Origin of the sequence: Mesorhizobium sp. M7A.F.Ca.MR.362.00.0.0 (assembly GCF_004023175.1) — a bacterium.
Classification (GTDB): domain Bacteria; phylum Pseudomonadota; class Alphaproteobacteria; order Rhizobiales; family Rhizobiaceae; genus Mesorhizobium.
The window spans coordinates 1-7,780 of sequence record NZ_RZTF01000302.1; the positions used below are offsets into that span (position 1 = coordinate 1).

At 63.3% G+C, this 7,780-nt stretch carries 7 protein-coding genes; 2 read left to right on the top strand and 5 right to left on the bottom strand.

Translation table 11 applies throughout. From position 1 onward, the window contains the following. The 4 genes from EOC06_RS27475 to EOC06_RS27490 all read right to left on the bottom strand — a co-directional run. Positions 1-994: ABC transporter permease (locus tag EOC06_RS27475; RefSeq protein ID WP_164898763.1), on the bottom strand; the 994-nt coding region annotated here is incomplete at its 3' end. A gap of 147 nt (positions 995-1,141) precedes the next feature. Further along, positions 1,142-2,182, bottom strand: coding sequence for a sugar ABC transporter substrate-binding protein (locus EOC06_RS27480; RefSeq protein WP_127329643.1), 1,041 nt, complete (start codon positions 2,180-2,182; stop codon positions 1,142-1,144). A gap of 39 nt (positions 2,183-2,221) precedes the next feature. Then, a complete protein-coding gene (locus EOC06_RS27485) occupies positions 2,222-2,986 on the bottom strand; it encodes an ATP-binding cassette domain-containing protein (RefSeq protein ID WP_013532175.1) in 765 nt (254 codons plus the stop codon). Next, positions 2,983-4,149, bottom strand: a complete 1,167-nt coding sequence (locus tag EOC06_RS27490) for an ROK family transcriptional regulator (RefSeq protein ID WP_128309252.1) — start codon at positions 4,147-4,149, stop codon at positions 2,983-2,985. Before EOC06_RS27490 ends, EOC06_RS27485 begins: the two co-directional genes overlap by 4 nt. Before the next feature lie 222 nt (positions 4,150-4,371). Between EOC06_RS27490 and EOC06_RS27495 the strand changes: the two genes are divergently transcribed. Further along, a complete protein-coding gene (locus EOC06_RS27495) occupies positions 4,372-5,550 on the top strand; it encodes a M24 family metallopeptidase (RefSeq protein WP_128309253.1) in 1,179 nt (392 codons plus the stop codon). After that, the gene (locus tag EOC06_RS27500) at positions 5,537-6,766 is read left to right on the top strand and encodes a M20 family metallopeptidase (RefSeq protein WP_128309254.1); all 1,230 of its coding nucleotides are present in this window, start codon (positions 5,537-5,539) and stop codon (positions 6,764-6,766) included. Before EOC06_RS27495 ends, EOC06_RS27500 begins: the two co-directional genes overlap by 14 nt. A gap of 49 nt (positions 6,767-6,815) precedes the next feature. Here the strand turns inward: EOC06_RS27500 and EOC06_RS27505 are convergent. Continuing rightward, positions 6,816-7,780, bottom strand: a 965-nt coding sequence (locus tag EOC06_RS27505) for a M23 family metallopeptidase (protein WP_245470127.1), incomplete at its 5' end; no start/stop codon positions are given.

Sequence of the window (7,780 nt, forward strand, 5' to 3'; positions counted from 1 at the left end):
ATGCGAGTCTTTGGCGAATGGTTTGCTTGAAGGCGTCGAGCAGCACGGCCGCCAGCACCAGCAGGCCGTGGATCACCTGGGTAAAATTGGCCGGCAGGCCCATCAAATTGATCGCCGTGTTGATGGCCGAGAGCAAAAGCACGCCGGCATAGACGCCGGGCAGGGTGCCGACGCCGCCTTTGAGGCTGACGCCGCCGATGACGACCGCGGCGAAGGCGTTGAACAGCAGCCCGACGCCGAGATTGGCGGTGGCGCCCGACGTGCGGATCGCCAGCAGCCAGCCGGCAAGGCCGGCAATCGCGCCGGCAAGCACGAAGGCGATGATGAGATTGCGGTTCACCCGGATGCCGGCGCGGAAGGTCGCCGTCTCGTTGCCGCCGATCATGATGAGGTGACGGCCGAACGGCGTCTTGGCCATGATCAGCGAAAAGACGACGAAACAGCCAACCGCGATCCAGGCGGTAAGTGGCAGGCCGACAAGGCGCTGGATGCCGAACCAGCGGATGGCCGGTGCAAGATCCTGCGCCGAGCGGCCGCCCGACACGACCAGCACCAGGCCGCGCACCCAGATGTAGGACGCCAGCGTGATGATGAAAGCGCTCATCTTCACCTTGACCACCAGATAGCCGTTGAAGGCGCCGATGAGACCGCCTACGGCCAGCGCCAGCAGCAGCGAAACCGGAACCATCAGCCATTCGGGATGCAGTTGCACGCCCATGCCGATGCCCGACGAGCAGAACAGGATGCCGACCGCCATGGCGCTAAGCGCTGCGACGGATTCGACCGACAGATCCATGTGGCCGGCGATGATCACCAGCGCCAGGCCGATCGACATGACGCCGAGCACGCTGGAAGCCTCGATGATGTTGGCGAAGATGCCGAGCTGAAAGTAGTTCGGGACGAAGATGGAGAAGACCACCAGCACGAACAGCAGCATGAACCAGACGAGGTTGTCGAGTACGAACTCCAGGGCTTTGCGTGTGCGCGGGTTCATGGGCTGATCCGGTTGGCGCATGCCCCGCGAAATCAATTCGATTTCGTCGGGTTCGGGCGCGGATTCAAATTCGCCACGGCGTCTTTTGGACGCGGCGTTGTGAAAGGGTAGGCTCCGGGCCGTTACGGCCCGGAGCGCTTTCAATGACTATTCGACCGGCTTGACGGTGTCCGTCGGCGGCTTCTGGTTGCCCCAGAAGGCCGGGTTGTCGACGTTCTCCTTGGTGATGGCGGCACCGGGGATCTTGATGTTCGGACCCCAGGCTTCCTTGGTCACCGTCGATTTCAGGCCAAGCACGTCGTATTCGCCGGGCTTGATCTCTTGCTTCTTGACGATCTTGTCCATGAACATGGCGACAGCCGCGGCCTGCGCGTAGAGCGGTTGCTCGATTTCGGCATTGAGCCAACCCTTGCGGATCAGGTCGAGGCCGACCGGAGCGCCGTTCGAACTCATCAGCATGACGTCGCCCGGCTTCTTGCCGGCTGCCTCGAGCGAGGCGACGGCGGCGACCGAAAGGTGCGCGGCATGGCTGAAGATCAGGTCGATGTCCGGGTTCGCCAGCATCTGGTCGGCAACGATTGTGCCGGCATTGCTGGCTTCCCATTGCATGGCCGGAAGCGAGATGATCTTGACGTCCGGAAACGCCTTCATCTTCTCCTCGAAGCCCTTCTGGATGTCGAGCGTATAGGGGTCGCCGGGGTCGCCGAGGACTTGCAGCACCTTGCCCTTCACCGAACCGTGCTTTGCCTTCAGCAGCTTCTCGGCCTGGTCGGCGGCGACGTAGCCGATCTCGACCGTTCCGGCGACAGAGGTGAAGTCGGATGGCGTCGAGGTGATCTGGCGGTCGAACTCGACCACCGGGATGCCGGCGGCCCGGGCCGCCTCGATCGACGGTTTCAGGGCATTGAAGTCGACTGCCGCCAGGATGATGGCCGCCGGCTTCAGCGCGATGACATCGTTCATCTGCGATTGCTGGGCGTCGGTCTTGTTGTCGGCGTTCAGCGTCTTCATCTCGTAGCCGGTCTGCTTCAGGAACAGTTCCAGCGCGCTCACCGAGCCGGTCTGGAACTCGTCCAGCAGCGTCGGCACCATATAGTAGACGATACCCTTGGACTGGGCGAATGCCGGCGTGAGCGTGGCAAAGGCCAGTGCAAGGATACCGAAGACAGCAAGAAGTATTCGCTTCATGTCGTTCGCTCCTCTTAAGCCGGACCCCTCTTTTGTCCCTCAGCCTGTCGGTCCGGCACCGGCAAGCGTCTCACCGGTGATCATGTTGATCACCGCATCGGGACTTGTTTTATTGCGTGCGACATCGCCGGCCACGACGCCCTGGCGGATCACCACGATCCGGTCGGCGACCTGAAAAGCCTGCTGCATGATATGGGTGATGATGACGACGCCGATGCCCTGGTTCGCCACCTGGCGGATCATGTCGAGGCCGCGCCGTGTCTGTTCGACGCCGAGGGCGGCGAACGGTTCATCGAGCAGCACCAGCTTGCCGCCCCAGTGCACGAAGCGGTTGAGTTCGATGGCTTGCCGCTGGCCGCCCGAGAGATGCTCGACATTGGCCCGCAACGAGGGAATGCGGGTGCCGGCATTGGCCAGCGCCTTTCCGACGACGGCTTCCATGGCGCGCTCGTCGAGCACGGGAATGCCGAGAAACTTGCGTGTGATCTCACGGCCCATGAAGAAATTGGCGACCACGTCGACATTGGTGCACAGCGAGAGATCCTGGTAGACGGTCTCGATGCCGGCCGCCTTGGCCTCGGCCGGTGATTTGGCAAGGAATTCCTTGCCCTCGAACAGCATGCGCCCGGAGGTCGGCTCCAGTCCGCCCGATATGATCTTCACCAGTGTCGATTTGCCGGCGCCGTTGTCGCCCAGCAGCGCCACGACCTCGCCCTTGCCGATCGAGAAGCTGATCCCCTTGAGCGCTTCGATCGCGCCATAGTTCTTGGTGACGTTGTCGAGCACCAGCAGGGGTTCACTCATGCCGCAATCTCCCTGCCTTTGAGAAGGTCGCGCTCGCGTTCGCGTTCGGCCGCGAACATCTGCCCGAAGCGAGGTGACAGCACCCCGGAAACCGCAAGGGCGGCGGCGCCGCGCAGCACGGAATGCTGTCCGCCGCGCGCGACCACAACCCTGGGCGTCGTGCGGTCCTTGCGGGCCGAGACGGAGTTGTGCAGGCCTCCGGCCGAACCAGCCAGCATTTCGAGCAGGTCGGTGGACGCCAGCCCGCCGAGGATGACCGTCTCCGGGTCGAACAGGTTCTCGATGACGGCGACGGCGTTGTGAAAGATCGGTGCGACTTCGGCGACCCAATCCGCCTCGCTGCCGTTCCAGCGCCGGAGTGCCTCGAGCGACAAATATCTTTCGAGACAGCCGCTGTTGCCGCACGGGCAGGCCTCGCCGCCCGGAATGACGGGAATGTGCCCGATCTCGCCGGCATTTCCCCAGGCGCCGCGCAAGGCGCTGCCCTCATGAACCATGACGCCGCCAAGGCCAACGCCGAAATAGAGATAGTAATATTCGGAAAACTGGGCGCCGAGGCCGTAGAGGCGCTCGCCCATGGCGGCCGCTGCCATATCGGTTTCAAAGAAGGCCGGCAATCCGGTGGAGGCCGCCAGCCGTTCGCGCAGCGCCACATCCTTCCAGCCGGTCATGGTGGTTGGCCCGACGAAACTCATGGACTCCACGTCGAATGGGCCGGGCAGGGCCATGCCGACGCCCAGCACCCGTCCGCCAGCCCGCAGTCTGGTCAATTCCACCACCATCGCCCCGATCAGCTCGAAGGCGTGGTCCGGCGCCGCGTTCGGCGCCTCGCGGTAGATGCTCTCGATCACGTCGCCGCTCAGATTGATCAAGGCGGCGCTGATACCAAGCGGAGTGATGTGGATGCCGACGGCATAGCCGCCCTCGGGGTTGATCCGCAGCGTCGCCGGCGGCAGGCCGCGCCCCTTCGGCTCTTCGCGCAGCGACAGGATGTAGTCCTGATCTTCCAGTTCGCGAACGATGGTCGATACCGTCTGGACGGTGAGGCCGACGCGCCGGGCGATCTCGCCGCGGGCGATCGGTCCATGAAGGCGGATGGACTCAAGCACGATGCGCCGATTGTACGGCCGCCCGAACTCCTGATTGGTCCCCCGCAGTGCCATGCCTTGCGCCCCTTAGGAGAGCGCAGCTTTGCATTGCTTATTTATTCAGTCAAATGGAATTCAAAAATAAATTCACGCCGAAGTTTTCCTGGGGAAGGCCGTGGAGGGCCTATTCGGTTCAGGACCTGCCCACGCGTCGTCCTGGCCGATTGCCGCCGTGGCGAAACCCCTTCAATGGTGAGCGAACCCCGCGACCGTTGATCTGACAAAGATGGAGCAAAGATGATTGAATTGCCGTTTGCCCGAGACGAGTACCAACAGCGGCTTCGCAAGATACGCACCGAGATGGCGAAGCGCGGTCTCGAACTCCTTGTCGTCAACGACGTTGCCAACCAGCATTACATCACCGGCTATGACGGCTGGTCGTTCTACACGCCGCAGGTGGTGCTGGTTCCAATCGAGGAGGTCGAGCCGGTCTGGATCGGGCGCGCCATGGATGCGGCCGGCGGTCTTCTGACCGCCTGGATGAAACCGGAAAACGTGGTCGGCTTTCCGGAAGACCATGTTCAGCGCGTCGATCGCCATCCCATGGACTGGATCGCGAGCTGGATCGTCGCCAGGGGCTGGGGTGTCAGACATATCGGCATCGAACTCGAAGCCTATTATTTCTCTCCCAAGGCGCACGCCCGGCTTGTCGCGGGACTTCCAAATGCAAAATGGCATGATGCCGACCTGCTGGTGAACTGGATCCGCGCGGTCAAATCGGCGCCCGAGATCGCCTATTTGCGCAAGGCGTCCATCTTGGCCGAAGCGGCCGTCACGCGGGCCTTCGAGGTGATCGCACCGGGTGTTCGCGAGTGCGATGCCATCGCCGCCATCCAGGCGGCGCAGATCGCAGGCAGCCCGGATTTTGCCGGCGACATCACCGCGCTTCCCCCGACAATCCTCGGTGGCGAGAATGCCTCGGCGCCGCACATCATGTGGAGCGACAGGCGGTTCGGAGACAACGAGACGATTGCGCTGGAACTTGCCGGCGTCTGCCGCCGCTATGCCGCAGGCCTCGCCAGGACCATGCAGCTTGGCAAGACGCCGACAAATGTTTCGGACACGGCAAAAGCGGTGATCGAGGGCATGGATGCGGTGCTCGACGCGGTCAGGCCAGGAACATCAGCCGAAGCCGTCGAAGCCGCCTGGCGCAAGGTCATCCAGCGCTACGGACTGAAGAAGGAATCGCGCATCGGCTACTCCATCGGCGTCGCCTATCCGCCGGACTGGGGCGAGCATACGATCAGCCTCAGGCCGGGCGACAAGACCGTGCTTGAACCGGGCAATGTCGTTCATTCCATCCTCGGCATGTGGATGGATGGCTGGGGCATCGAGATCAGCGAGACCATCCTGGTCACCGAAACCGGCCATGAGACCCTGACGAAGTTCCCGCGAGAGATCCATGTCAAATCCTGAGGGTTCGGCCACGGCGGGTGGTGTTGCGAAAACCGTGACGACCGATATCGACGCCGGAATTCTCGATCGGATGATCGAGGTCCGCCGCCACCTGCACCGCAATCCCGAGCTTTCGAACCAGGAGGCCGGCACGCAGCGCTATCTCAGGCAGATGCTGGTGGATCAGGGAATTGCCGACATTCGCGACGTCGTCGGCTTTGGCCTTGCCGTCGATATTGTCGGCACCGGCAAGCCGTCAAATCGAAAGGTCGCCATTCGCGCCGACATCGATGCCTTGCCGATCGAGGAGGAGTCCGGCGTCGATTATGCATCGACGAATCCAGGCGTGATGCATGCCTGCGGTCACGACGCCCATGCATCGATGGCTTTCGCAGTGGCCGCGCATCTTCACCGGTCGCGGGACAGTTTTGGCGGCACCGTTCGCCTGATCTTCCAGCCGGCGGAGGAGGACGAACCGTCGGGTGGCAAGCGGGTGGTGGAAGAGGGGCTTCTCGACGACATCGACGCCGCCATCTGCGTCCATGTCGATCCCTACACGCCGTCCGGCAAGATCGCCGTCGGCTCCGGTCCCTACACTCTGGCCTGCGACACGTTCGATGTAGCCGTCATCGGCTCGGCGTCGCACGCGGCAAAACCGCATGAAGGTGTCGATGCGTTGGCCGTGGCTTGCTCCTTGGTGAGCGAATTGCAGAAGATCGTTTCGCGCGAGATCGACCCGTACGATCCGCTGGTGATTTCCGTGACGGCCATCAATGGCGGCAACGCCTATAATGTCACCGCCGGCAAGGTCACGTTGAAAGGCACCATCCGCAGCGGCAGCGATGCAACCCGCGAGCGGGCCTGGCGCCGCGTCCGTACGATAGCCGAGGGAATAGGGACGAGCCACGGCGCGCGTGTCGAGGTCGACATCCACAAGGGCGAACCTGGTGTCGTCAACGATGTCGAGATGACTGAGCTGATTGCCGCCAGCGCCAAGGCCTGCATCGGTGCCGACAACGTCCTCAGTACGCCCGGATGGACGATCGCGGACGACTTTGGCTACTACAGCGAGAAACGTCCTTCGGTCTATTTTCGGCTGGGAATCCGAAACGAGGAGATCGGATCGGTCTTTCCGCTCCATCACGCCCGGTTTCGTGTCGACGAGGCCGCGTTGAAGGTCGGTGCGACCACCCTGGTTGCGGCAGCGACGGCGTTTCTGTCGATGGAAGCGCCTTAGTCAGCCATCATGATGGTCATCGGCGCATGGGGCAGGAGCCCAGGATCGCTTACAGGTACTGAGCGACCTTCTTGCCGACCGTGAGGAAGCGCAAGGGATCGATCGCTTCGCCATTGTGGCGGACTTCGTAGTGCAGATGCGGGCCGGTCGAGCGGCCGCTGCTGCCGGTCTTGCCGATGACGGCGCCGGCGTCCAGTTTCTCGCCGACGGTGACGTCGATTTCGCTGAGATGCCCGTAACGTGTCGCAAAACCATTGCCGTGGTCGACTTCCACCATGCGGCCATAGCCGCCGTTCCAGCCGGCCTTGGTGACGGTGCCGGGTGCGGTGACCTTGGCGGCCATGCCGATCGGGGCTCTGAAATCCATGCCGGAATGCAGTGCCGCGGTGCCGAGGATCGGGTCGGTGCGCACGCCGAACGGGCTGGTGACGGAGTGGCCCGGTGCGGGGTTGGTCAGCGGCAACTGGCGCGCTTCCTTCTTGAGATGGTCGAGGGCGTCAAGCGCTTCGTCCAACTCCTTGACCTTGCTGTCGAACATCATGGAGCTGTCGAGCGGGATCAGCGGTCCGCCGACATCGCTGTCGCCCTTGCCGAAATCGCTGTCGACGGGCAGTCCGGCCGCCTCGAGCGCCTGGGTAATGGCATCGGCACTCTTGTAGGCATTGTCGGCAAGCGTGCTGATGCGGGTCAACTGGTCGCTCTCGATGGATTTCAGCGACTGGTTGATCGAGACGAAGAGCTTGTCGGCACGATCGGCGGCTGAATCGTTGGGCAGCGGATCGGAGCGGGTCGACCACAGCGAGAACGGCCTTGTGTCGCCGGCGCCGGGATCGGCGCTCAGGCTGGCGACCGCATAGTTCCGCGCGGGCTCCTTGATGCTGCCGGTCACTTCGGCGCGTTTGTCCGGCTTCGCAACCGCTGCCGGATCTTCGGCCGGCGCTGCGCCGACTTCGCTCTCGGCGCGTTCGAGCAGCGGGCCAAGGCGGCCGTGACGCTGGCTCAACTGGCTCTGCC

Excerpts from the sequence above, each read along its gene's own strand:
- EOC06_RS27495 (WP_128309253.1), top strand. The coding sequence starts at position 4,372 with ATGATTGAATTGCCGTTTGCCCGAGACGAGTACCAACAGCGGCTTCGC.
- EOC06_RS27480 (WP_127329643.1), bottom strand. The coding sequence starts at position 2,182 with ATGAAGCGAATACTTCTTGCTGTCTTCGGTATCCTTGCACTGGCCTTT.
- EOC06_RS27500 (WP_128309254.1), top strand. The coding sequence starts at position 5,537 with ATGTCAAATCCTGAGGGTTCGGCCACGGCGGGTGGTGTTGCGAAAACC.
- EOC06_RS27485 (WP_013532175.1), bottom strand. The coding sequence starts at position 2,986 with ATGAGTGAACCCCTGCTGGTGCTCGACAACGTCACCAAGAACTATGGC.
- EOC06_RS27490 (WP_128309252.1), bottom strand. The coding sequence starts at position 4,149 with ATGGCACTGCGGGGGACCAATCAGGAGTTCGGGCGGCCGTACAATCGG.